Genomic DNA, 614 nt, shown 5'->3' with positions numbered 1-614 from the left:
AGTATGCAGAGCGTGTAATATTAAGATACTTACAAAGTTTATCTACAGGATATCCCTTGTCAGAAGATAATTCTTTGATTGCCTTATATGCGGCTAAACGGTGAACTAAAGATAGTGATCCCTCCTTTCTAGTTCTCTGACTTTTTTTAACAGATCATTTTCCATTTGTAAATCAAGATTTTTTCTTTCAAGCTCAACGATTCTATCACGTAATTCTTCCTCAGATGTACGACTTGGTAATGATCCGACTCGTCTACCACGGCGGTCTTCCAGACCTTTACTTCCCATTTCTTCGTATCGTTTTACCCAGTTACGAACTTGTTGATAAGAACATTGATATTTCAAAGCCATTGCTCCATAATTCTTATCATTTGCCAAGCATTCCGTAACTATTTTTAATCGCTCATCAAGAGTCGTTGATTTTGCTTTTTTCATGCAAGCACCTCCAGTGGATGTTTTTAATATTCCACCAGAATTATACACCTGAATCCACTTTAAAAGTTGTGTGTGTGACCGGATTCCGTATTTTAAGCAAATATCATCAAGAGAACCAGCTCCATTAAGATAATCATTTACCGCAGATATTTTTAGTGCTTTTGAGTAACTTTTGTTTT

1 protein-coding gene is annotated in these 614 nt (G+C 35.8%); it reads right to left on the bottom strand.

Going from position 1 to position 614, the window contains the following annotated elements:
* Positions 1-105 precede the first annotated feature (105 nt).
* A partial coding sequence (locus tag G5B11_RS18795) for a helix-turn-helix domain-containing protein (protein WP_173729343.1) occupies positions 106-614 on the bottom strand: 509 nt, incomplete at its 5' end.

The sequence above is a fragment of the Blautia glucerasea genome, assembly GCF_013304385.1.
Classification (GTDB): domain Bacteria; phylum Bacillota; class Clostridia; order Lachnospirales; family Lachnospiraceae; genus Blautia_A; species Blautia_A ammoniilytica.
The sequence above is the reverse complement of the archived record's forward strand: the minus strand, read 5'-3'. Positions and strand labels throughout refer to the sequence as shown.